The organism is Paenibacillus woosongensis (assembly GCF_009725165.1).
GTDB lineage: Bacteria > Bacillota > Bacilli > Paenibacillales > Paenibacillaceae > Fontibacillus > Fontibacillus woosongensis.
On record NZ_WNZW01000050.1, the window covers coordinates 1 to 442 of the forward strand.

The following is a 442-nucleotide window of genomic DNA, read 5'->3' on the forward strand; positions in this document are numbered from 1 at the left end:
GATTGCCGCTTTCGACAATGCTCCCGTTTTTAACAACAAAAATCGTATCGGCTTCAAGCACCGTTGAGAGCCTGTGTGCGATCATAATGATCGTTTTTTCACGACCTATTTGATAAATCGATTTCTGGACGAGCTTTTCACTTTCATTATCGAGTGCGCTGGTTGCTTCGTCTAATAGAATCAGGGCCGGATCCTTTAAAAAGACGCGGGCGAGTGCAAGCCGCGGCTTCTGACCACCGGAAAGCTTAATGCCTCTTTCGCCGATTTCGGTATCATACCCGTTGGGTAAGGCACAAATAAAATCGTGAGCGAAGGCTTTCTTCGCTGCGGCAATCACCTCTTCATCCGCAGCGTCGAGCCTCGCCATTCGAATATTGTCTTTCACCGAAGAGCTATATAAAAAGTTATCCTGTGTAACGATCCCCATCTGATTCCTTAGACT

1 protein-coding gene is annotated in these 442 nt (G+C 46.8%); it reads right to left on the reverse strand.

The window, feature by feature from the left end:
- The coding region (locus tag GNP95_RS25560; protein WP_155613614.1) for an ATP-binding cassette domain-containing protein at positions 1 to 442 on the reverse strand (442 nt) is incomplete at both ends.